This window comes from Bradyrhizobium sp. 191, from assembly GCF_023100985.1.
Classification (GTDB): Bacteria; Pseudomonadota; Alphaproteobacteria; order Rhizobiales; family Xanthobacteraceae; genus Bradyrhizobium; species Bradyrhizobium diversitatis.
On the sequence record NZ_CP064692.1, the window covers coordinates 5352040 to 5374673 of the forward strand.

The following is a 22634-nucleotide window of genomic DNA, read 5'->3' on the forward strand; positions in this document are numbered from 1 at the left end:
CGCCCGGCTGCTGGGCGCACTCAACATTGCAGCGAATTTTGCGCCGCAGCTTGATGCAGATCAGACCGCGCGCGCGGTGTCCTGCCTCAATTTTGGGCCTGCGCATCTCGTCACCGCTCGTCCGCCCTGATTGGTCGGGCGGACGAGCGGGGCTTGCCGAACGAATTGCTTTCGACGCGACCCGGGCCGCCTCACTTCACCAGCGGGCAGCCGCCGTCCTTCAGCGACCGGAACGCCTGGTCCGCGGGAACTTCGGCGAGCAGCTTGTAGTAATCCCAGGACCCCTTCGATTCCTCGGGCTTCTTCACCTGGAACAGGTACATGCTGTGCACCATGCGGCCGTCCTCGCGCAAGGTGCCGTTGTCGGTGAAGGCGTCGCGCACTGGCAGCTCGCGCATCTTCGCCATCACCGTCTTGGTGTCCCTGGTGCCGGCAGCCTGCACGGCCTTGAGATAATGCAGCGTCGCGCTGTAGGTCGCCGCCTGGTTCATCGTCGGCATGCGCTTGACGCGTTCCAGAAAGCGTTTGCCGAAGGCGCGAGTCCTGTCGTTGAGGTCCCAATAGTAGGCCTCGGTGACGATCAGCCCTTGCGCCAGCTTGAGCCCGAGGCTGTGCACGTCGGAGATGAACATCACGATCGCAGCCAGGTTCTGGCCCCCGGCAACGATGCCGAACTCGCCGGCCTGCTTGATCGCGTTGATGGTGTCGCCGCCGCCGTTCGCGAGGCCGATGATCTTGGCCTTGGAAGCCTGGGCCTGAAGCAGGAACGAGGAGAAGTCCGCCGTGTTGAGGGGATGCTTGACGCTGCCCAGCACCTTTCCGCCGGAGGCCTTTACCACGTCACCGGTGTCGCGCTCGACCGAATGGCCGAACACGTAGTCCGCGGTCAGGAAGAACCAGGTGTCGCCGCCGTTCTTGACGATGGCGCTGCCGACGGTGTGCGCGTTGGCATAGGTGTCGTAGGTCCAGTGCGCGGTGTAGGGCGAGCAGGACTTTCCGGTGATGTCGGAGCTCGCCGCATCCGTCACGATCATGATCTTCTCGTACTGCTTCGACAGCTCCATCACCGCGAGCGCGGTCGCCGATGTCGGCAGATCGATGATCATGTCGACGCCTTCGGTCTCCCACCATTTGCGGGCGATGGTGGAGGCGACGTCGGGCTTGTTGAGCACGTCGGCACTCAGCATCTCGATCGGCTTGCCGAACATCTGCCCGCCAAAGTCCTCGATCGCCATTTTGGTGGCCTCGACATTCCCCATGCCGCCGATGTCTGAATAGACGGACGAGAAGTCGGAGAGCACGCCGATCTTGAGCGGTGCCTGCTGGGCCGAGGTGGGGGCGATCAAGGCAGCCGACAGCAATCCGGCCGCAGACACGAGTGCCGCGATAGGTCTCATTGGATACGTTTCCTCATAACGGGGCTATTCTGTCCCTTTGTCCGACAAAGCTAGAGCCAGGTTCCGGCAGAGTCAATTTCTTGCACCGGAGGCTGAAATGCGGGAGTTTGACGCATTCTCCGGTCAAGCATAAGGTTTGTCGGACAATCGCCAATGGAGTTTGATTTGCCTGTCGCTCCACTGTTTCGTCCGATCGATGTCGCGCCCGCCTATCAGAAGGTTGCTGACGCCATCGAGCGCGAGATCGTCAATGGCCGCATCAAGCCGGGCGATCCCATCGGCACCGAGCACGATCTGGTCCGCCAATTCGGCGTCAATCGCTCGACCATTCGCGAGGGCATCCGCGTGCTGGAGGAAGGCGGGCTGATCAGGCGCGATTCCTCGCGCCGCCTGCACGCCTGCCTGCCGCGCTACAGCAAGCTCGCGAGCCGTCTCAGCCGCGCGCTGGTCCTGCACGAGGTCACCTTCCGTGAACTGTACGAGGCCTCGATGACGCTGGAAGTCGCCAGCATAGAGGGCGCGGTGGAACGGGCGACGGAGGAGAACATCGCCGAGCTCGCCGGCAATCTCGCGCGCAGCGAGGCCGTAGTCGGCGACGCCGCGATGCTTGCCGAATGCGATGCCGAATTCCATGTTCTGGTCGCCAAGGCCTCGCAGAACCGCGTGCTCCAGCTCGCGCGGGAGCCGGCAGCGCAGTTGTTCTATCCGACCACTGAGATGATCGTGACAGGTGTCGCCGAAGGCGGCCCGCGTCTCGTCGCGGCGCACCGCCATCTCATCGATGCGATCCGCCGCCGCGACCGGGAAGCCGGCGTGCTGTGGACGCGCCGGCACCTGCAGGACTGGCGGCGCGGCTTCGAGAAGATCGCGTCGCTCGATCGCTCGGTCGAGCACATGTACATGGAGCACGCGCAGGCGACCCGCCGCAGATAGCGCCTTTGGAATTCGTGCAGCACAACGAACAAAGATATCACACGGAGGAACACATGACTGGCGACACCGCAGCTACCATCTCGAAAGCGCGCGAGCATTCGATCGGCGATCTCTTGCGCCGCTCGGCGGGCCGCGAGCCGAACAAGCTCGCGGTAAGCTGCGGCGGTGTGAGCTGGACCTTTGTCGAAATGGACGCGATCTGCAACCGGCTCGGCCGCGGCCTGCTCGGGCTTGGCGTCAGGAAGGGCGACCGAGTCGCGGTGCTGTCGCGCAATTCGCACGCCTTCGCCGCGCTGCGCTTCGCGGCGGCGCGGATCGGCGCCGTGCTGGTGCCGATCAACTTCATGCTCAATCCGGACGAGATCAATTTCATCCTGAAGAGCTCCGGCGCGAAACTGCTCGCGACCGGATCGGACTTCGTGGAGCAGGCACGCGCGGCCAGCGCGAAGGATTGCGCGGTCGAGAAGATGATCTGGCTGCCGGGCGAGGATGCGGCCACGGCGCCTGCGGGGCTCACCACCTTCGACGATCTCCTCGACGCCGACGGTTCGTTCCTGGACGCATCGGTCGACAGCCGCGATCTCGCGCAGATCGTCTACACCAGCGGCACGGAATCCCTGCCCAAGGGCGCGATGCTGACCCACGAGGCCGTGATGTGGCAGTATGTCAGCTCCATCATCGACGGCGGCATGAGCGCGGACGACAAGTTCCTGCACGCGCTGCCGCTCTATCATTGCGCCCAGCTCGATGTCTTCCTGGGGCCGCAGATCTATCTCGGCGCCTCCGGCGTGATCACCGGCAAGCCGACTGCCGACAATATCCTGGCGCTGATCGAGGCACACAGGATCACGTCCTTCTTCGCGCCGCCGACGATCTGGATCGCGATGCTGCGCTCGCCGAACTTCGACAAGACCGATCTGTCGACTCTGCAGAAGGGTTATTACGGCGCCTCGATCATGCCGGTGGAAGTCCTGCTCGAGCTTCAGCGTCGCCTGCCCAACGTCAAGTTCTGGAATTTCTACGGCCAGACCGAGATCGCACCGCTCGCGACCGTGCTGCGGCCGGAGGACCAGCTGCGCAAGGCCGGCTCGGCCGGCAAGCCCGTGCTCAATGTCGAGACGCGCGTGGTCAACACGGCGATGGAGGATGTCAAGGTGGACGAAGTCGGCGAGATCGTGCACCGCTCGCCGCATCTGCTGTCCGGCTACTACAACGATCCCGTCAAGACCGCGGCGGCGTTCTCCGGCGGCTGGTTTCACTCGGGCGATCTCGCTACGGTCGACGACGAGGGCCACATCACCGTAGTCGATCGCGTCAAGGACATGATCAAGACCGGTGGCGAGAACGTCGCGAGCCGCGAGGTCGAGGAGATGGTCTATCGCATCCCCGCCGTCTCCGAGGTCGCCGTGGTCGGCCTGCCCGATCCGCGCTGGATCGAGGCGGTGACCGCAATCGTCGTGGTCAAGAGCGGGGAGACGCTGGACGAGGACGCCGTTATCAAGCACTGCGCCGGCCAGATGGCGCATTTCAAGGTGCCCAAGCGCGTCATCTTCGTCGACAGTCTGCCTAAGAATCCGAGCGGCAAGCTGCTGAAGCGCGAGCTGCGCCAGCGCTTCGTCGGCGGCGAGACGCTCGACAAGGCGATCCAGAAGAATTTCGGGACGTGAGGCCGCGCGCGGCTGCGCGCACGGGCGAAGTTTCGCTAGCCGGGGTCGTCGGCGAGCCTTCGCACGTCGTCCGGCGTCTGTCCGAAACGGCGGCGAAACGCGCGGTGGAAATAGGATACGTCGTGAAATCCCGCCAGATGCGCGATCTCGATGATCTTGCGTGTGCGCATGGCGGGATTTCGCAGCAACCGCTCGGCCCGCAGCAGCCGCTGCTCCAGCACGAAACCGCTATAGGTGATGCCGGCGCGCTCGAACAGCAATTGGATGGTGCGCGGGCTGATCCGGTGCGCGGCGGCAAGATCGGACAGCGACAAGGCGGGGCTGTCCAGCTGCGCCAGGATGTCGGACTTCAGGGCTTCGAGACGCGCCGCGGCAAGGCCGCGCGTCCGCGCCTCCTCGGCGGCATCGCCGCGGGCTCCGATCATCAACACAGAAAGATCGAACAGGTGCTGCGAAACCGCGTCGAGCTCCGAGGCTCCGAGCCCGGCAGCATGCGCATGTGCGAGGTCATAATATCGAAGGAACATCGATGCGATCGGCTTGAGGCCGTCGATCGGTCGTGCAATCAGGTCCTCGGCATTCGGGCAGGCGCGCAGCAGCGCCTTGCGGGGCAACAACGCGGTCTGGAAGTTGCCGTACGCGGTCTGAGTGACGCGGGCTCCCTTGATCGACGGATCTCCGATGGTGAGGTCGCCGGCGGCAACGTTCAGCGCGCGACGTCCCATGGCCCCGCTCAGGGCCGAATTCGGTGACATGACGACGACCAATTCGTCGTTCGTGCCCATGGACACGAAGCTCATCGGCGTGCCGAACGAGGCGGACAGTCTGATGCGCGGAAGGATGGCGGGAGTGATTGTCCGGTGCACCGGGCCGTCTCCGATGGGAACGAAATCGGTTCCCATCACCTGCCGGCAGAACTGCTCGCGCCAGCCCTCATAGGCCGGCCCCGTGGGATCGCCGTTGAATGAGAGCTGAGGCGGGGTCATCGGTCGGCCGTAAACGTGGGTGGACGATCCATATCCTGATCGGGTCACCGAGGTGCGGCAACGAGAAAAGCGCTGAATTGCGTGAAAAACCACTCGCAATCGCGCGTTGAACCAGTGACCAGGTGCCGCAATAGGACACTCCGCGCCGCTGAAGCTCAATACTCCTTCACCGCCGCCGCGAAGGCCAGCCACAATGCGATCGACGCGAGCCCAAAGCCGCCGAGCAGCAGGAAGGTCGGTCCGTAGCCGATCCATTGCGCGATCCAGCCGCCAAGTGCGGGACTGAGGCTCGCGCCGATACCCTGCACCGTGATCACAGCGCCCTGGCCGAGATTGATGCGGCCGGTGCCGTTGAGCGAGCGCGCGACCATGCCCGGGACGGCGACAGTCTGCAGCCCAGTGCCGATGCCGTCGAGCACCTGCATCGGCACGACGCCCCACCATCCCGTGACGAAGAAGGCGAGCACGCCGCGGACGGGTAAGAACATGAAGGAGACCAGGATCACCGGCCAGTAGTTGCGCTTGCTCGCGGCCTTCATCGCGATCAGCGATGTCACGATCATCACGCCTTGCGCGATCACTACGGTGGTCGCGACGAAGCTCGGGCCGTTGGCCTGCCCTTCGGCCACCGCGGCTAGTCCGTAGAGCGGAACGATGGCGGCGTTGCCGAGATGGAAGAGCGCGAGGGTGAGAGCCAGCACGAGCAGCGCCCGGTGCTTGAGCAGCATCGTCATCGCATCCGGCGGAGCTTTGGAGTCGTCCTCCTTGCTGCCGCGCGCGGCGCGGTCGTCGATTGCCTTTGCGGGGATCATCAGGACGCAGGCGATGGCGATGGCACCGAACACGGCCGCCAGCGCGAACACGGCGACATAGCCAAACTTGTAGCCGAGATAGCCCGACAACGCGGCGCCGACCATGTTGCCCGCATGGTTGTAGGCCTGGTTGCGGCCATTGAGCGCATTGAAGCCCTTCTGCTTGGCGATGCCGAGCGTGATGCCCGTTACCGCCGGCACGATCGCGGCGCTCGCCAGCGATTGTGCGACCTGCGAGAACGTCACTGCCCAGAAGTTCTGCGAGATCAGGATGATCCCGGACGCGAGAACGACGCAGATGCCGGGAATGACGACCCAAAGCCGCTTGTTGCGGCTGGCATCGATGAAGCCCCCGATCGGCGTGGTGATCAGCATGCCCGCGACGTTGCCGATCGTCATGGCGGTGCCGATCAGGCCGGTCGCCCAGCCGCGTTCCTGAAGGAAGACACCCACGAACGGCCCGATGCCCGACTGCATGTCGGCCATGAAGAAGTTGAGCGCGAACAAAGGCCAGATACGGGGAGAGGTGGGAGACCGCGATGCCATCGATACTCGAACATGCTCTTCGTGTGTCGTGATCCCCTTGGCCAAATCGTTCTGGCGTGGACCTGAACGTAACGGGCGCTCACCGCGTTGGTTCCAGCCACTGTTGCCGGCCATCGATCTTGCCGGGAGCTTGTCCGCAATGTCATCCTGGACCTTCCCACGGAGCCCGAGTCATGCCTCTCTGGACCTGCGAAACCTGCGGTGCTCAATTTCCCTCACGTGGAGCGCCGCCCGACTCCTGCCCGATTTGCGAGGACGAGCGACAGTTTGTGAACTGGAAAGGGCAGACCTTTCTCGCGCGCGAGGAGCTCGCGCGGAGGCATCGACTGGTGGGCCGCGACGATCTTGGCCTCACCGGGATCGGGATGGAGCCGAGCTTTGCCATCGGGCAGCGCGCACTTTTGGTGCCTCAAGACGATGGCTGCGTGATGTGGGATTGCATTCCGCTTGCGACCGACGAGGCCATCCAGCATGTCGCGGCACTCGGCGGGCTGAAGGCCATCGCGATCTCGCATCCGCACTACTACGGCGCGGTCGCCGACTGGAGCGAAACGTTCGGCGGCGTGCCGGTGTACCTGCACGCCGATGACAGCGCCTTCGTCACTCGGCCTCATCCGGCGATCGTGCACTGGACCGGCGAGCGCCATCGCATCACCGATGACGTGCAACTGCTGCGCACCGGCGGCCACTTCGCCGGCGCCACCATGCTGCATTATAGGCGTGGTGCGGACGGCAAGGGCGCGTTGCTCACCGGGGACATCGCGCAGGTGACGATGGACCGCCGCTTCGTCAGCTTCATGTACTCCTATCCGAATTACATGCCGCTGGGCGCCGCCGCGGTGCGGCGGATCGCGGCAGCCGTCGAGCCGCTCGCCTTCGACCGGATCTACGGCGCCTGGTGGGGCCGCAACATCGCCAGCGGCGCCAAGGCGGCATTTGCTGCGTCGGTCGCGCGTTATCTGGCGGCCATCGCCTGAGCTGGTCTGCGAATCGGATTTATCTTGCCGGATATCAATAACTGTACTAAAAGTACAATTATTGAGGTCTTGCCGCAAAACGACGTATCTGCGGGGGCCGGCATGATCGATGCATCGCGGAAGCCGTGGGGTTTTGCGGCCTCCGTGAGCGGGAGCTGAATGCATGACGGCGCAGCGCGACTACGAGATCTTCGAGGCCGGCGACGTCCTGCTCCGGTCCGGGACCGTCCTTCCCGCCATGAAGCTCGCCTACAAGACCTACGGCACGCTGAGTCCGGCCCGGGACAACGTCATCCTCTATCCGACCTCGTTCGGTGCGCAGCACACCGATACGGAATGGCTGATCGGGCCCGACGGCGTGCTCGATGCCACGCGTTACTTCGTCATCATCCCGAACCTGTTCGGCAACGGCCTGTCGTCCTCGCCGTCGAATACGCCCGCGCCATTTCCCGAGGTGACCTATCACGATGCCATCGCGGTCCAGCACCGGCTGCTTACCGAACGCTTCGGCGTCTCCAAGCTTGCGCTGGTCTATGGCTGGTCGATGGGTGGTATGCAGGCCTATCACTGGGCGGCGCTGCACCCCGACATGGTCGAGCGTGCCGCGGTCGTCTGCGGCAGTGCCCGCTGTGCGCCCTACAACCACGTCTTCCTGGAAAGTGTGAAGGCCGCGCTCACGGCCGATCCGGCCTTCCGCGACGGCCGTTTCGCTGAAAGACCCGTTGCCGGCTATCGCGCCATGGGGCGCGTCTATGCCGGCTGGGCGATGTCGCACGGCTTCTATCGCGACGAGCTCTGGCGCGAGGCCGGCTTCAATTCGCTGGAGGATTATCTCGTCCGCGCCTGGGACGCGACGTTTGCGCGGCGCGACGCCAACGACCTCCTGGCGCAGATCGTGATCTGGCAGAATGGCGACGTCAGCCGCTGTCCGACGTTCGCGGGCGATTTCGATCGAGCGCTGGCGGCGATCAAGGCACACATGCTGCTGATGCCGGGCGCGACCGATCGCTATTTCGACGTCCGCGACAACGAGGACGAACTCGGCCGGCTCGTCAGCGCGACATCAGCCGTGCTGCATCCGATCCCATCGCTGCATGGTCATCGCGCCGGCAACCCCGTCAACAATCCGCGCGACCAGGCCTTCATCAAGGCCGAGATCGCCGCGCTTCTCAGCAAATAGGGCAGGCACCGATCATGAGCGACGCAACCATTTCAGAACCCGGGCATCGCCTGAAGCCGCTGACACCGGCCATGCTGCGCGAATTGTCGGTTCGCTCCAATATCAGGGGTGCGGCGCAGAGCCTTGGCCATTACGGCGTGATCCTGCTGGTGGGCGCGTTAATCTGGAAGGTATCGTCGACATGGGGCGTGCTTTGGGCGCTGCCGCTGATGGTGGTGCAGGGCTATGTCGTCGCCTTCCTGTTCATGGCGGTGCACGAGACCGCGCACAAGACCGCGTTCAGGAGCCGCGGCCTCAATCTCACGGTGGGTTATCTCTCGGCCTTCATCATCGGACTGCCTTACGAATATTACTGCCTGTTTCACTGGGACCATCACCGCTACACGCAGGATCCGGAAAGGGATCCCGAGCTGATCGTCGGGGTGAAGCCGGCATCCGACACGCAGCTTGCGCTGGCCTATAGCGGCCTGCTCCAGGTCGCCGGCCGGCTGCGGCTGATGCTCGGCCATGCGCTCACCGGCAAGGTCACCGTGCCCTGGATCCCCGAGAATAAGCGCGCCGTCATCGTGACGGAGGCGCGGATCCATGTGTCCCTCTATGTGCTGCTGCTCGCGCTCTCACTCTGGTTTTCCTCGGCGCTGCTGCTCTGGGTCTGGATCGTGCCGCTGATCATCGGGCAGTTCTTCCTGCGGCCCTACCTCTACGCCGAGCATACCGGCTGTGACCAAGCCCGTAGCGCCTTCCACAACACCCGCACCACCTACACCGGCGCGGTCGTCAAATGGTTCGCGTGGAACATGCCCTACCATGTCGAGCACCACGCCTATCCCTCGATCCCCTTTCACGCGCTGCCGAAGCTGAACGAGATCGTCGACGGCGAGATCGTGCATCGCGGCCGCGGCTACATCAGAACGACGCGGGAGACCTGGGCCTGGTTTCGCCGGCAGCGGCAGGCCGGCTAGCCAGACGCAAAAGGCCCCGATCGCTTTGCGATCGGGGCTTTGCCGCGAGGGGAGATATCAGTAGATCCCGTAGGCGCAGACGTTCACGACGCGCACGCGCAGGCCATGACGGGTGCGGACGAGGCGCTCCTGGTAGCAGTTGCTGACGCCCGTGTTGAGGTAGATACCGCCAACGCCCCAGCCGGGACCCCAGTGGTGATGACCGTGATGGTGATGGAAGCCGCCCGCCGAGGCCGCGGTGGGCGCGAGGGCGGCAAAACCGAGCGAGCCGGCAGCGATCAGACCGAGAGCAAGCTTACGAAACATCTTCATTCTCCATTTGGCGCAGGGGCCATTGTTGTGTCCCTGCATCTCGGTCGAGATGAGATGCGATCGCGTTCACACGGGATGCGGAGAATCGTGTTTCAGGATTGTTTCGTGGGCTGCGACAAAGTGTGCTGCCGTCAGGCTTTTCGCATCGCGCGATAGCGCACAGCCATCGCCTGCGTCAGCTCCGCCATCTTGTCGCGGAGATCGGCAGGCTCCAGCACTTCGGCCTCGGGGCCGAGCCGCAGCAATTCGGCCGAGGCGTGCCACGACGTCTTGCCGACCGGGACTCGCGCAATGCGCCAGCCATCGGCATCTATGGTCTCTTCAAGCTGCGTGCGTGCCTTGACGTAGGGCTGGCTCAGCGCGTCGAGCAGTTTGACGCCGAACGGCGACAGCCGCACCGTCGCGACATTGGGATGCATCTCGGCTTCCAGGCGCAGCGTCGCGGCCTGCCAATAGGCGCCGAGATCGAAGCCGGCGGACCTGTCGAAGCGGTCGTCGAGCGCCGTGCAATCCAGCACGCGCGCGACGCGATAGGTGCGCACGCTGCCGTCGACCTGGCCGGCGAGATACCAGCTGCCGCCCTTCAGCACGAGGCCGAGCGGCGCGACGCGTCGTTGCTTCTCCGCGCGCCAGCTCTGGTAGCGGATCCTGATCAGCGTCCCGCGCAGCACGGCGCCGGCGATGGCGCGCAGGTGCTTTGGGTCCTCCGCCTGGCCGAACCAGCCCGGTGCGTCCAGGTGAAAACGCTCCTGCATCCGGCCGGCGTCTTCGCGCAGAGTCTCGGGCAGGGCAGCCATCAGCTTGTTCTGCGCGGCGATCATCGCGGCGTCGAGCCCGAGCGCGGCCGCCGGGCCGGGCAATCCCGCCAGGAACAGCGCGCCCGCCTCGCTTTGCGACAGGCCGTTCAGCCGCACGCGATAGCCGTCGAGCAGGCGATAGCCGCCTTCGGCGCCGCGGTCGGCGTAAACCGGAATGCCGGACGCCGCGAGCGCGTCGATGTCGCGATAAATCGTTCGCACCGAGACTTCGCAGGCCTCCGCGAGCGTGGGCGCGGTGACCCGTCCCCTGGCCTGGAGGGTGGTGAGGATCGACAGCATCCGGCTCGCGCGCATGATCCCTTAAACCATACCTGACAGAAGATGTCAGGTATGGTCCGCTACAAGCAGCCCTGCGCCAGCCGGCAAGAGGGAGACTGCCATGACCGATCCGAACCGCATCACGCTGTATTATTCGCCGCAGACGCGCGCCACCGGCACGCGGGTGCTGCTGGAGGAACTGGGCGCTCCTTACGATCTCCACGTCCTCAACATGAAGGCCGGCGAGCAGCGCATGCCCGCCTATCTCGCCATCAACCCGCTCGGCAAGGTGCCGGCGATCCGCCATGGCGAAGCGCTGGTGACGGAGCAGGTCGCCATCACCATCTATCTCGCCGACCTGTTTCCGCAGGCCGGCCTCACGCCCGCCCTGAACGATCCGCTGCGCGGCCCCTATCTGCGCTGGATCGCATATTACGGGTCGTCGTTCGAGCCGGCCCTGATCGACAAGTTCATGCAGCGGGAGCCGGCGCCGATCACGCAATCGCCCTATGCCGATTACGACACCATGCTGGGTGCGCTCGAGACACAGCTGTCGAAGGGCCCCTATCTGCTCGGCGAGCGCATGACGGCCGCCGATGTGCTCTGGGGCGTCGCCTTCAGCTGGACCATGATGTTCGGCATCGTGCCGAAGAAGGACGTGTTCGTCCGTTATGCCGAACGCATGACGGCGCGGCCGGCGTTCCAGCGTATCACGGTAGCCGACGCCGAGATGGCGGCGCAGCATGTAGCTGCGGCTGGTTCGTAAAGGCGTTCGTGCTGATGGCGAGAGGCACACCCCACATTGGGTGTCGTCCCGGGCAAGCGTAAGCGCAGACCCGGGACCCATAACCACAGGATTTGGTTTTGCGAAGACTCGGAGTTATCAGCCTCGCGCCGCAACTTCTGCCTGTGGCCATGGGTCCCGGATCGGCGCGCGCTTGAGGCGCGCTTGTCCGGGACGACAGCGGAGTATGAGGCGCGTCCCGATCCCTCAGAACTGTGGTGCCCGCTTCTCCGCAAACGCCCTGATGCCTTCCCTGATCTCGTCGCCGCGCATGCTGTCGCGGTGGCGCTGGTCGGCGGCGGCTTCATCGAACTCGCCGCGGGCGAACTCGTTGATGGCGCGCTTCATGCCGCGCATCGCCTGTGGGGCGTTGCCGGCGAGGACGCCGGCGAGCTTGTCGACTTCCTCGTCGAGGCATTCCACCGGCACCATCGCGGTGAGATAGCCGATACGCAGCATCTCCGGCGCGCCGATCTTCTGTGCGGTCAGGAACAGTTTCTTCGCATTGTCCACGCCGAGACGCGTCACGTAGCGTTTGATACCGCTCGGGTAATAATGCAGCCCAAGCCGCGCCGCCGGCATGAACATCTCCGCGGTATCGACGCCGATCCGGAAATCGCAGGCGAGCGCGAGGTCGGTCGCGCCGCCATAGACGCCGCCGTTGAGCCGGCAGATGGTCGGTACGCCCAGATCCTCCAGCCGGTTGACGACCACCTCGAAAGCCGAGCCCGCGCTCTGCTGCTCGCTCGCGCTGACGGCGCGCTCCGCCACCGAGTTGAGATCGTAGCCCGCGGAGAAGGCACGCCCGGTGCCGGTCAGCACCAGCACGCGAATGTCGGGATCGGTTTCGATCCGGTTGAACAGCCTCGTCAGCTCGTCGAGATCCTCCGCCTGGAGCCGGTTGAGATGTTTCGGTCGATTGAGGCGGATGGTGGCGCGTGCGCCGGTGATCTCGATCAGGGGGCCGGTGGCTGCCTCGGCGGTGTCCGACATTCTTGTCTCCATTGTCGGCGCCAAAGTGCCCGCCCCGGCAGAGGCCGTCAACGACGGCGCGGGCTGTTTCATCCAGACGGCTGGCTAACGGATCGGGGCGGGAAGTCTCAATGTCGTGCCCCGGACGCGGCGCAGCACGTCGAGATGCGCCGCAGAGCCGGGACACGAGAGCGGGTTGCCCAACCCGGCGGATCAGGCGCTCTGGGCGGTCTTCACCACCACGACATTGCTGTCGTCCGGCTGGGCCGGGCCGGCATCGCGCACCGTCTTGTCGGCTTCGCCGGCATGACGTTTCAGATAGTCGCGGCGCATGCCGATCTCGTCGCGGACGAATTCGTAGCCGAGCTTGAAGGTGTCGAGCCCGTCGGTACTGATCGTGCCGTCTCTGAGGCCGATAACGGCGCCGCGCAAGATGGCCTCCAGCTCGTCCTGGAGACATTCGAGCTGGTCCAGCGAGTGAGCATGCTCGATCCGCTCGCCGATGTCGAGGATGGCGGTGGAGAGCTCGCTGGCCTTCTCCGGCGCGATCCTCGTGATCTTGGCGTAGATCGCCGCGAAGATCGAACCGATGATGCTGAGCGCGGCCACGCCCACATACATCAGGTCGCTGTACTTATCGATGAACGACTTGGTGTCGTCGTTGATGTAATCGGCGGCGCCCCGGTGCGCGATCACGAACGCATCCTTCTCGACGGAGGCGGGTTCTATCCTGGTGGCGAAGCCGTTGTCGAGGCCGAGCGCGGACTTGTTCTCGTAGATGATACGCGCGAGCTCGCCTGCCGTCGTCGGGGACATTCTGGATTGTGCGACCAGCAGCCATTCGAGCCCGATCGTGTCGAGATCGTCGTCGGGAATTTGCGGCGAAGCCGACAACGTGCCTGCCGTCAGTGTCTCGCCGGAGATGCCCGGGAATTTGCGGGCCAGCATCTTCGCTTCGTCGATCGCGTTCAGCGTGAAGCCGCCGCGTCCGGCGACTTGCTCATAGGATTTGTCCCTGACGGCCCTGGAGGCGTGGACGACGGCGACCACCGCGCCAAAGCCGTTCGGCGGGGAAAACAGCCTGTCGAGCGTTGCGCCCTGCGGCGCCATCTGGACCCTCGCAGCCTCGGGGCCGTCCGGGACCTCGAGGATGCTGCGGACGAAGGCGAGTGAGGCTTCGTTCTCGGCGACGACCGCGACTTTCTTCTTCCTGAGCTCGGAGAGGGACTTGATCTTCTTGTTGCCGGGCCCGAGCAGCAGCACGAGATCACGCTCGAGGATCGCGAGCGTGCGCGCGCGCAGCGGCACCTTGGAGTCGCTGCGTAAGACGGCGAGGTCAGCCTGCTTGCGGTCGAATTGGGCGAGCGCCTTGGCGTTATCCGCGTTGTTGACGATCTCGATCCGGACGCGGGAGCCGTTGTCCTTCACCACAGTGGCGAGCTTGGCCGCGAACAGCGCCTCGTCGCTGTTGGGAGCACCGACGGCGAAGGTCAGCGTCTCCGAATTGTGCAGCAAGGCGCGACCGCCCCAGACGGTGGCGAACGACAACAGCAGGGTCAGCACGACGTACAGGAAAACCTGCTGCTGGTTTGTCTTGATCACCTTGGGGCGCCGGGGCGCCGGTTCGGTCGGCGATGAGGTGGGGCCTTCAGTACTCATGGCAGCACCTGGCCTTAGTCTCGGATGGCGGTCGGCTCGCGGCGGGCGCCCTGCGATTCGTAAATGTCTGAAAAAAGAAAGATATTCTCTGTCGCCGATGATAGCGCGACGGTAACAGAACGCAAATTTCGAGCCGGAGGTAACCGGACGCGACACGTCCGCGGCGATTGGTCATCCTATCACCAGTTAGCCACAGTTGACGATTTTCCGGTTCCCCCGGCTGCATTCCGCCGCTGGAAATGTCATAAATCGCGCGTCCCGGCGATTTGACCGGTCCAAGAAGAAGTTGCGCTGAACGCTCCAATTCTTCTCGTCACGTCAATGAGGGCGTCAGCTTGTCGTTTCCACCCATGTCATCGGCGATTCCGGTTGAAGCGCTCATTGGCTGGATGTTGCTGCTCACCTTCAAGCACATCATCGCCGATTTCGTTCTCCAGACCGCCTGGATGGCGCACGGCAAGGACCAGAAGCATGGCTGGGCCCTGCCGCTTCTGGTGCACTGCCTGATCCACCTTGCCGTTGCGCTGCCGCTGATCCTGATCGTGGCGCCGAGATTCTGGTTCGTGGCGCTGATCGACTTCGCGATCCACATCACGATCGACCGCGCCAAGGGGTTCGTCTCCGCCAATTTCGGCGTCGACCTTGCGCATCCCTGGTTCTGGACCCTGATCGGCGTCGACCAGGCGCTGCACCACCTGACCGGCTTCGGCCTCTCCATCTTCATGGCGGCGAACTGACTGCGGCCCTTCTGCGGCCTCTTGCTGGAAGCAATCGCTTGCATCACGAAAGGTCGTCATGCCCGGGCTTGTCCCGGGCATCAATGTTCTTCGTGCCGCTTGGTTCTCCGTGGATGGCCGGGACAAGCCCGGCCATGACGCTGGGAGAGCATTTGCGCTCCCGCGCCCACCAATTCGCGGCCCACACGCAAGCACCCCGGGCGACTACCGCCGGGTGTGGTTAACCTTTCGTTAGAGAATTGCGCTGCATCTTCCGCACACGAGGGAGAACTGCAATGTTTTCAAGCCGCGACACCTTTGAAAGCGATTTCTGCCCGGTCCGCGACGAGCTCCTTGGCGAAATGTATCGCGCCAGCGAGAGTGGCCTGCCGAGGCTGGTTGAGAGTGTTGCCCCTGACGCGCGCGCCAGGCTGGCGCTGTTCTGCTATCGCCGCAGCCATTTGCACTCGCTGGCGGTCGCGGTCGCGGCAAGCTGCAGCGAGCGCGACCTGGTCGAGAACGGCGGCCGCGTCGGCTCGACGCTCTATGCGCTGTCGCGCGAACGCGCGGTGAAATCCTCACCGTCGCTGTCGGGCGGCCGCAAGCCGATCACGCTGTCGACCAAGCCGCTCTCGGTGCTCGCACCGCTCGATGACGAGCTCGACGACGAGATCAGCGAAGCGGTGCCCGCCTAAGCGGCCTCAATCATCGGCAAGCCGAACTTCCGGCGTGCCATCGCGCATTCGGCGTCGCCCGGCATGCAGGTGCGGCACACCTCCGGCCGCACGTCATAGATGCCGCAGGCCGTCCTCTTTCCGATCTCTCCCTGCAACGCCGAGCAGCGATCACCGTCGCAGCGCATGCCAGACTGGCGCGCATTGACCAGCCCTTCGGGGATCGCGGCGAGTTCCTCGTCGCTCTCGATCGAGAAGCGCGGCCAGTTTTGCGAATAGCCGCAGCAGGCGCCGCAACCCTGGCAACAACTCGACAGGTCGATCTCTTCCATCGTCCTCACGTGTCCTTTGGCGGACCCCAGACCAGGCTCTGCCGCCATCTGGCGCGCAACACGTCGCGCCGCTCCGGATATTTCTCGTCGAGATAGGTCGCCTCGACGACGCGGTCGGTGCGGAAGCTGCGGAAGTCGCTGCGCAACTCGCACCAGGCCGCCAGCAGCCGGACTGCTTCGAGATAGCCGACCGAAATCGGCCAGATCATGCGCTCGCTGGGACGACCTTGCTCGTCGCGATAGCGTAGCATGATCTTCTTGCCTTCGTGGATCTGGGTGCGGGTGCGCGCCATGTCCAGGCGGTCCGGCTCCCTGTTCCAGCTCGGCCGCGCCCGGCTCGCCGGCTCCAGCACGAAGGGCCGCAGGCGCTCAGGCACGGTGTCGGCGATCTTGGCCATCAAGTCTTCGGCCGCGCGCGCCAGCGTGGAGTCGGCGTGGCCCGCGACCCATTGCGCGCCCAGCACCGCCGCCTCGATCTCGTCGGGTGTCAGCATGAGCGGCGGGAGGTCAAAGCCCTTTTCCAGGATGTACCCCATGCCGGCTTCGCCGCGGATCGGCACGCGCTGGCCGATCAGCGTCGCGATGTCGCGATAGATCGTACGCTTCGACGTCTCGAGCTCGGCCGCGATCGCGTCCGCCGTCAGCGGCTTCCGCGTGCGCCTCAGCACCTGGATGATTTGAAACAGCCGGTCGGCGCGTCTCATGACAGGTCTCTTGTCGCTGCTTTTTTCTAAGGTGGTGTTTTCAGAAGGCGGCGCGCGGCTGCTGACAGGATGTTGGCAGCAGGGGAGTTCTATACCGGGACAACACATCGACTGAAGAGGATTTGTCCATGATCATTCCAACCCATTTCGGCCCGGCCGGCCCGCTCTGGCGGAGCCAGCCTTTCCAGGTCCAGCCTTTCCAAGTCAAGGCGTGGCAGGCCTGGGCATTCCGCCGCCTCGTTTCGCTTGATGTCATGCTCGTCGACCTCCGCCTTGCGCTCGCGACCGCCATGACGCGTTCGCTGGTCCATGCCGCGGATGCGCTGGTCCGCCACGTGATGGGCCGCGCCTGGCGAGGGGCGCGCTTCGCAGAAGATATCACGGCTGCTGCCACCATGGTGGCAGCAGCCGGCCGCTAGGTTCCGTCAATTCGTTCGACAGGTTCAGGAGAGCCCGCATGATCACGCTTTACGGCTTTGGCGCCGGCTTCGGCCTGCCGGAAATCAGCCCCTTCGTCACCAAGACGGAAGTGCAGCTCAAGATGGCGGGGCTGCCTTACCGGAAGGAGCGGGCGATGCCGCCCGCATCCCCCAAGGGGCAGCTGCCCTTCATCGACGACGGCGGCGAGGCGGTGGCCGATTCCACCTTCATCCGCGCTCATATCGAGCGCCGCTACGGCTTCGATTTCGATGCCGGGCTCTCGTTGCAGGAACGCGCGCAGGCCTGGGCGTTCGAGCGCATGATCGAGCATCACGTCTACTGGGCGCTGGTCGGCGCACGCTGGGTCGATCCGGTCAATTTCGCCAAGGGGCCTGCGCATTTCTTCGACGGTGCGCCGGAGCACAATCGCGAGAAGCTGCGCGAGGATGCGCAGTTCCGCGTCGCCGAGAATTATCTACTCTCCGGCCTCGGCCGCCATGCGCCGGACGACGACGTCGATCTCGCGGTGCGCTCGCTGTTCGCGCTGTCGGTGCAACTCGGCGACAAGGCGTACTTGATGGGCAGCAAGCCCTGCGGCGTCGATGCCACCGCTTTCGGCATGCTCGCCGGCGTTCTCTCGCCGTTCTTCGAATCGGCTTTGCGCGAGCGCGCCGAGGCATTTCCGAACCTCACCGCCTATGTCGATCGCATGATGGACGATTACTATCCGGAGTTCGCCTGGACCCCGCTGCGGCAGGCGGCGTAGCGTTCGGCTGTTGCAGCGACGGGCGCTGAACCTTCCACATCGTCATGCCCGGGCTTGTCCCGGGCATCCACGTTCTTTGGATGGGGCGGAAAGGCGTGGATGGCCGGGACAAGCCCGGCCATGACGAGCTGAGAGTCCGGAGCAAAACAAAAAAGCCGGCCCACTGGGCCGGCTCTCGTCGTCTCGGATCTTTCGCAGCGCCTACTTCACCAGCATGTACTTGCCGTCCTTCACCGTGAGCAGGATGCGCGAGCGCTCGTCGAGGCCGTAGCGGTCCTTTTCGGTGAAGTTGTAGACGCCCTGGCTCGCCGCCAGCTCCTTTTCCGTCAGCAGCGCCTGGCGAATGGCTTCGCGGAATTCCGGCGTGCCGGGTTTTGCGGTTTTCAGCGCCGTTGGGATCACGCGCTTGAGGATTTCGAACGCGTCATAGGAATGGCCGGCGAACTGGCTGCGGCTGTTCGGACCGTACTTGGCTTCATAGGCCGAGTTTAGCGCGAGGCCCGGCTTCTTGGTCAGCGCGGTGTCCGGCTGGTCCTCGGGGTCCATCACAGGGCCCGAGGCCATCAGCACGCCCTCCGCCGCTTTGCCGGCGATGCGGATGAAGTCCATGCTGGCAGCGCCGTGGGTCTGGTAGATCAGGCCCTTGTAGCCGCGTTCGCGCAGCTCGGTCTGCGGCAGCGCGGCCGCAGTGCCGGAAGCGCCGACCAGGATCGCGTCCGGATTGGCGGCGACCAGCTTCAGCACCTGTCCGGTCACCGAGGTGTCGGGACGGGCAAAGCGCTCCTCGTCGACGATGGTCATGCCCATCGGCACGGCCTGGGCCTTGAGGTCGTTGAACCAGAGGTCGCCGTAGGAATCGGAATAGCCGATATAGCCGAGCGTCTTCACGCCCTTGGACTTCATGTGATCGTACAGCACCTTGCCCACGATCGGAATCGGCTGCGGCATCGCGACCGACCACTTCATGCGCTCGGGCGTGATCGGGAACGGCGCGAGGCCGAAATGCGGGATACCGGCCTCGTTGGCGACGTTGGAGACCGCGATGGTCGGCGGCGTCAGGGCCGAGCCCATGATGATGTCGGCCTTGGATTCGGTCACGAAGCGGCGGGCGTTGGTGGTCGCGGTGGTGGGATCGCCGCCGTCGTCGAGCACGATCACCTTCAACGGCACGCCACCGATCTCCTTCGGCACGAACTCCAGCGCATTGCGCTCGGGAATGCCGAGGGCTGCGCCCGGGCCGGTTGTGGTCGTGGTGATGCCGATGGTGATTTCGCTGGTCTGGGCCAGCGCAGGCAATGCCGGTAGCGCCAGCGCGGCCGCGGTGATGGCGGCGGTCAAATAAAAACGTTTCATCTATTCCTCCCTTGACGAGTTTCTTTGAAAGCAGAAATCGGGGGGTAATTCAGCCCCCTCTTTTGGTGATGCGGCGATTTAGCTCCGGGTTCTAGCTCTCCGTGAATTTGGCTACCATTTCCGCCGGAAACGGTGCCGATTTCAGCTTGTCGGGGTTAACGGGGTCGCGGCCGACAAGGACGCGGGTCTCGAACCCTTCGATCGCCAGCGCCTCGCCCTTGTAGACGTTGTGCTTCACCTCGAAGCTCGAGCGCTTGATGCTCTCGATCTTGGTTTCGATGGTGATCCAGTCGCCATAGGTCGAGGGGATGTAGAACTTGGCCCGCGTATCGACCATGGGAATCCCAACCAGGCCGTACTTGCGAACCAGGTCCTGCTTGGAGAAGCCGGCGACCTCGAACAGGGTCGAGGTCGAATCGTCGAACATCGCGAAATAGCGCGGGTAATAGACGATGTTGGCGGGGTCGCAGTCGCCCCACTGGATCTGGACCTCGCGCCGGTTCACGAACATGCGTGGCGCCTTACTTCGGCGCCATGCGCAGCGAGCCGTCGAGGCGCACCACTTCGCCGTTCAGGTAGGCGTTCTCGACCATGTGCAGCGCGAGCGCGGCGAACTCGTCGGCATTGCCGAGCCGGCGCGGGAACGGGATCGCGGCGGCGAGCGAGTCCTGGGCTTCCTGCGGCAGGTTGGCGAGCAGCGGCGTGAGGAACAGGCCGGGCGCGATCGTCAGCACGCGGACGCCGAACTGCGCGAGCTCGCGCGCGATCGGCAGCGTCATGCCGACGATGCCGCCCTTGGACGCCGAATAGGCCGACTGGCCGATCTGGCCGTCATAAGCGGCGACGGAGGCGGTGTTGATGATGACGCCGCGTTCGCCGGTCGCCTGCGGCTCGAGCCTGGACATCTCGGTCGCGGCAAGGCGCAGCATGTTGAAGGTGCCGATCAAATTGACCTTGATCACCTTGTCGAAGTCGGCGAGCGCCATCGGGCCGTCGCGGCCGACCACGCGCTTGGCAACGCCGATGCCGGCGCAATTGACCAGCACGCGGGCCGGGCCGTGGGCCTTCGTCGCCTGCGCGATCGCGGCTTCGGCGGAGGCGGCATCGGAGACGTCGCATGTCACGGCGACGCCCTTGATCTCGGCGGCGACGGTTTCCGCGAGCTTGGCATTGAGATCGAACACCGCGACCTTGGCGCCCTGCGCCGCCAGTTTTCGCGCAGTGGCAGCGCCAAGCCCCGATGCACCGCCGGTCACGATGGCTGCCTGATCCTTCAACAACATGGCGTTCTCCTTCGATTCTAGTTCAGACGCGATCGTATCCAAGCGCTCGATGCGCTCCCTCGCCCCGCTTGCGGGGAGAGGGTTGGGGTGAGGGGGGCTCTCCGCGGAGACGGCGAGAGTGAGACTCGCGGAGAGTCCCCCTCACCCGAATTTGCGCGTTGCGCAAATTCGACCTCTCCCCGCAAGCGGGGCGAGGTGAAGGAGCAGCCGATCGGTTCATTCCGATTGTCATGTCATCCGACCGATATCACACGGTTCGATGGATTGGCAGCGTAGAGCTCCTCGATCAGCTCTCCGCGATGCTCCAGCACCGCGCGCTGGTTGATCGAGCCCTTGTCGGTGACCTCGCCCTTGTCGATCGACAGCGGCGTGTCCATCAGGATTGCGCGCGTGATCCGTGTCGAGGAGCCCGTGGCCTGGCCGAGGAAACGGGTCAGGCGCTCGCGAAACGCCTCGCGTACCAGGCGGTCGCGCGTGGCGACGACGAGATCGTCGGTCGGCAGCGTCGGGTTGATCAGCCGGCAGCCGTCGAGATCGAGCACGACCAGCGCGGAAATCTCGTCGCGGTTGATGCCGGCGATGACGACGTCGCGCACCAGCGGCGCGCAGGCCGCAACGAAGCGCGCCCGCAGCGGGCCGACGCTGACCCAGGTGCCGCTGGCGAGCTTGAAGTCTTCGCCGATGCGCCCGTCGAAGTCGAAGCCGGCGTTGAGATCATCAGGATCGGCCGGCTTGAGCGCATCGCCGAGCTTGTAGAAGCCTTCCTCGTCGAACGATTTCGCCGTGATGTCGGGCTGGCGCCAGTAGCCGGGCATCACGTTCGGCCCCTTGCAGCGGACCTCCAGCTTGCCGTTGTTCGGCACCAGCTTGGCGTCGTTGCCCGAGACCGGCAGGCCGACATGGCCGGAGCGGCTGGTGCGCGGATTGACCGACATGAAGAACGGCGCGGTCTCGGTCGCGCCGAGGCCCGTCAGCATCGGCACGCGGTAACCCTTTTCCTTCACCGCGAGCTCGTCGAGGCTGTCCCAGACGAAGGGCGACAGCGCCGCGCCTGAGAAGAACATCGCGTGCAGTCGGTCGAAGAACTTTGCGCGCAGGCCCTGGTCGTCGCGCAAATACGGCAGCAGCGATTCGTAGCCCTTGGGCACGTTGAAATAGACCGTGGGCGAAATCTCCTGGAGATTGCGCACGGTCTCCTCGATGCCGCCGGGCATCGGCTTGCCGGCGTCCAGATACATCGAGCCGCCATTGTAGAGCGTCAGTCCGATATTGTGGTTGCCGCCGAAGGTGTGGTTCCAGGGCAGCCAGTCGATGATGACCGGCGGCTCGTCCTTGAGGAAGGCGAGCGTCTCGCGCAGCATCACCTGGTTGGCGCAGATCATGCGCTGGGTGTTGATGACGGCCTTGGGGTTGCCGGTCGAGCCCGAGGTCAGCAGGAATTTTGCGATCGTGTCGGGGCCGATCCGGCCGTGGACGTCGTCGAGATCGCCGCGGAGCGGCGTTGCCATGAGGTCGGCGAGCAGGGTGACGTCGCGGCCCGGCACGTGGCCATAGGACGCGGCGATCTCGGTGCCGAGTGAGACATTGGCGGTGAGTGCGTCGGCGAACTTGTCGGCATCCTCGGCGAAGACGAGGCCGGGCGTCAGCAGCTTCATCAGGTAAGACAGCTTGCCGTAATCCTTCGACACCAGCGAATAGGCCGGCGACACCGGACAGAACGGAACGCCCGCATAGAACGCGCCGAAGGCGAGCAGGGCATGGTCGATCGAATTGCCGGAGAGGATGACGACCGGGCGCTCTGCGGACAATCCGCGCGCAATCAGGCTCGAGGCGATGTGCCGGCTCGCGATGAGCAGCTCGGCATAGGTGATCTTGCGCCAGGAGCGGCCGCCTTCGCGCTCGGCCATGAAGACGCGGTCCGGCGTCGTCGTCGCCCAGTGATGCAGGCGATCGGTGATGCGGACGGGATAGTCGCCGAGCGGCTGCTTCGGCCTGAGGTAGATCGTGCCATCGTCGCGGCGCTCGACGTTGACGGCGGGATCGCCGAACGAGATCGGCCGCAGCGGGAAAGTGCTCGCGCCGCGCTCCGTGCTGGAAGAGGACGGCTGTGCGCTCATGACTTT

At 64.8% G+C, this 22634-nt stretch carries 23 protein-coding genes; 10 read left to right on the plus strand and 13 right to left on the minus strand.

Annotation, left to right across the window (positions count from 1 at the left end; translation table 11 throughout):
* Positions 1-191: 191 nt before the first annotated feature.
* Complete coding sequence (locus IVB23_RS24865) at positions 192-1397, minus strand: ABC transporter substrate-binding protein (protein ID WP_247800404.1); 1206 nt, start codon at positions 1395-1397, stop codon at positions 192-194.
* Between the two features lie 153 nt (positions 1398-1550).
* Here IVB23_RS24865 and IVB23_RS24870 point away from each other — a divergent pair, with 153 nt between their 5' ends.
* Positions 1551-2330 carry an FCD domain-containing protein gene (locus tag IVB23_RS24870; RefSeq protein ID WP_131872037.1) on the plus strand — a complete coding sequence of 260 codons (780 nt, stop codon included), beginning with the start codon at positions 1551-1553 and terminating at the stop codon, positions 2328-2330.
* 53 nt (positions 2331-2383) lie between these two features.
* A complete protein-coding gene (locus tag IVB23_RS24875) occupies positions 2384-3997 on the plus strand; it encodes an acyl-CoA synthetase (RefSeq protein WP_247800405.1) in 1614 nt (537 codons plus the stop codon).
* A gap of 35 nt (positions 3998-4032) precedes the next feature.
* Here the strand turns inward: IVB23_RS24875 and IVB23_RS24880 are convergent, their stop codons facing one another.
* Together IVB23_RS24880 and IVB23_RS24885 are read right to left on the minus strand one after the other, a co-directional pair.
* Positions 4033-4983, minus strand: a complete 951-nt coding sequence (locus IVB23_RS24880; protein ID WP_197964828.1) for an AraC family transcriptional regulator — start codon at positions 4981-4983, stop codon at positions 4033-4035.
* 155 nt (positions 4984-5138) lie between these two features.
* Positions 5139-6341 carry an MFS transporter gene (locus IVB23_RS24885; RefSeq protein ID WP_247800406.1) on the minus strand — a complete coding sequence of 401 codons (1203 nt, stop codon included), beginning with the start codon at positions 6339-6341 and terminating at the stop codon, positions 5139-5141.
* Between the two features lie 173 nt (positions 6342-6514).
* On the opposite strand from IVB23_RS24885, the gene IVB23_RS24890 reads away from it, so the two are divergent.
* From IVB23_RS24890 to IVB23_RS24900, 3 genes are all read left to right on the plus strand, one after another.
* On the plus strand, positions 6515-7318 hold the full coding sequence (locus tag IVB23_RS24890; protein ID WP_197964830.1) for an MBL fold metallo-hydrolase: 804 nt from the start codon (positions 6515-6517) through the stop codon (positions 7316-7318).
* A gap of 163 nt (positions 7319-7481) precedes the next feature.
* A complete protein-coding gene (locus tag IVB23_RS24895; protein ID WP_247800407.1) occupies positions 7482-8498 on the plus strand; it encodes an alpha/beta fold hydrolase in 1017 nt (338 codons plus the stop codon).
* A gap of 14 nt (positions 8499-8512) precedes the next feature.
* Positions 8513-9460 carry a fatty acid desaturase gene (locus tag IVB23_RS24900; RefSeq protein WP_247800408.1) on the plus strand — a complete coding sequence of 316 codons (948 nt, stop codon included), beginning with the start codon at positions 8513-8515 and terminating at the stop codon, positions 9458-9460.
* Positions 9461-9517: 57 nt separating this feature from the next.
* On the opposite strand, the gene IVB23_RS24905 is transcribed toward IVB23_RS24900, so the two are convergent.
* A complete protein-coding gene (locus tag IVB23_RS24905; protein WP_061881237.1) occupies positions 9518-9766 on the minus strand; it encodes a hypothetical protein in 249 nt (82 codons plus the stop codon).
* Positions 9767-9903: 137 nt separating this feature from the next.
* Positions 9904-10884: a YafY family protein gene (locus IVB23_RS24910; RefSeq protein WP_247800409.1), complete on the minus strand. Its 981-nt coding sequence runs from the start codon at positions 10882-10884 to the stop codon at positions 9904-9906.
* 85 nt (positions 10885-10969) lie between these two features.
* Between IVB23_RS24910 and IVB23_RS24915 the strand changes: the two genes are divergently transcribed.
* Positions 10970-11614 carry a glutathione S-transferase family protein gene (locus IVB23_RS24915; protein ID WP_247800410.1) on the plus strand — a complete coding sequence of 215 codons (645 nt, stop codon included), beginning with the start codon at positions 10970-10972 and terminating at the stop codon, positions 11612-11614.
* Positions 11615-11839: 225 nt separating this feature from the next.
* Here IVB23_RS24915 and IVB23_RS24920 read toward each other — a convergent pair whose 3' ends face one another.
* Together IVB23_RS24920 and IVB23_RS24925 are read right to left on the minus strand one after the other, a co-directional pair.
* Entirely contained in the window at positions 11840-12625 is a 786-nt protein-coding gene (locus IVB23_RS24920; protein WP_247800411.1) for an enoyl-CoA hydratase/isomerase family protein, read from the minus strand.
* Positions 12626-12817: 192 nt separating this feature from the next.
* A complete protein-coding gene (locus IVB23_RS24925) occupies positions 12818-14263 on the minus strand; it encodes a TAXI family TRAP transporter solute-binding subunit (protein WP_247800412.1) in 1446 nt (481 codons plus the stop codon).
* A gap of 389 nt (positions 14264-14652) precedes the next feature.
* Between IVB23_RS24925 and IVB23_RS24930 the strand changes: the two genes are divergently transcribed.
* On the plus strand, positions 14653-15000 hold the full coding sequence (locus IVB23_RS24930; protein ID WP_050995144.1) for a DUF3307 domain-containing protein: 348 nt from the start codon (positions 14653-14655) through the stop codon (positions 14998-15000).
* A 275-nt stretch (positions 15001-15275) separates the two neighbouring features.
* The gene (locus IVB23_RS24935; RefSeq protein WP_061881045.1) at positions 15276-15674 is read left to right on the plus strand and encodes a hypothetical protein; all 399 of its coding nucleotides are present in this window, start codon (positions 15276-15278) and stop codon (positions 15672-15674) included.
* Here IVB23_RS24935 and IVB23_RS24940 read toward each other — a convergent pair.
* Positions 15671-15985, minus strand: a complete 315-nt coding sequence (locus IVB23_RS24940; RefSeq protein WP_061881044.1) for a YkgJ family cysteine cluster protein — start codon at positions 15983-15985, stop codon at positions 15671-15673. The two genes, IVB23_RS24935 and IVB23_RS24940, sit on opposite strands and share 4 nt — an antisense overlap.
* A gap of 5 nt (positions 15986-15990) precedes the next feature.
* A complete protein-coding gene (locus IVB23_RS24945) occupies positions 15991-16689 on the minus strand; it encodes a YafY family protein (protein WP_061881043.1) in 699 nt (232 codons plus the stop codon).
* Between the two features lie 128 nt (positions 16690-16817).
* Here IVB23_RS24945 and IVB23_RS24950 point away from each other — a divergent pair, with 128 nt between their 5' ends.
* The gene (locus IVB23_RS24950; protein ID WP_197964840.1) at positions 16818-17108 is read left to right on the plus strand and encodes a hypothetical protein; all 291 of its coding nucleotides are present in this window, start codon (positions 16818-16820) and stop codon (positions 17106-17108) included.
* 38 nt (positions 17109-17146) lie between these two features.
* Positions 17147-17875, plus strand: a complete 729-nt coding sequence (locus IVB23_RS24955; RefSeq protein ID WP_061881041.1) for a glutathione S-transferase family protein — start codon at positions 17147-17149, stop codon at positions 17873-17875.
* Positions 17876-18076: 201 nt separating this feature from the next.
* Here IVB23_RS24955 and IVB23_RS24960 read toward each other — a convergent pair whose 3' ends face one another.
* From IVB23_RS24960 to IVB23_RS24975, 4 genes are all read right to left on the minus strand, one after another.
* Positions 18077-19228: an ABC transporter substrate-binding protein gene (locus tag IVB23_RS24960; RefSeq protein WP_061881040.1), complete on the minus strand. Its 1152-nt coding sequence runs from the start codon at positions 19226-19228 to the stop codon at positions 18077-18079.
* Positions 19229-19319: 91 nt separating this feature from the next.
* The gene (locus tag IVB23_RS24965) at positions 19320-19739 is read right to left on the minus strand and encodes a thioesterase family protein (RefSeq protein ID WP_061881039.1); all 420 of its coding nucleotides are present in this window, start codon (positions 19737-19739) and stop codon (positions 19320-19322) included.
* A gap of 10 nt (positions 19740-19749) precedes the next feature.
* Positions 19750-20511 carry an SDR family NAD(P)-dependent oxidoreductase gene (locus IVB23_RS24970; RefSeq protein WP_061881038.1) on the minus strand — a complete coding sequence of 254 codons (762 nt, stop codon included), beginning with the start codon at positions 20509-20511 and terminating at the stop codon, positions 19750-19752.
* 233 nt (positions 20512-20744) lie between these two features.
* Positions 20745-22628: a feruloyl-CoA synthase gene (locus tag IVB23_RS24975; protein ID WP_247800413.1), complete on the minus strand. Its 1884-nt coding sequence runs from the start codon at positions 22626-22628 to the stop codon at positions 20745-20747.
* Between the last annotated feature and the right edge of the window lie 6 nt (positions 22629-22634).